This window comes from Pseudomonas sp. SIMBA_041, assembly GCF_046535095.1.
Taxonomy (GTDB): Bacteria; Pseudomonadota; Gammaproteobacteria; order Pseudomonadales; family Pseudomonadaceae; genus Aquipseudomonas; species Aquipseudomonas mucoides.
The window spans coordinates 1-254 of sequence record NZ_JAWRXJ010000600.1; the positions used below are offsets into that span (position 1 = coordinate 1).

Consider the following 254-nt stretch of genomic DNA (forward strand, 5'->3'; position numbering starts at 1 on the left):
GTATCACTTTCCTGAAGGCCGCTGGAGACTGTGCTATCGCGAGGCCACGCTCGCCCAAGAGACCTCTTGCCTGGTTGATAATCGCCGTTCGTTGCTGGACCAGAAGTTCGCGCACGCGATGTGCTGCCTGCATGTCCTGTTGTTCAACCGACTTCACGGCGACGAAGTTCATGGACGGACGGGATGCGGCCTCGACGATAGCTTCAGCGTCGTTGCGATCATTCTTGTTCGTCTTGACGAACGGCGTAACGTAG

General features: G+C 57.1%; 1 protein-coding gene. It reads right to left on the bottom strand.

The genetic code is table 11. The features are described from left to right. On the bottom strand, positions 1 to 254 hold a 254-nt coding region (locus SB725_RS32515; protein ID WP_410923615.1), incomplete at both ends, for an IS110 family transposase.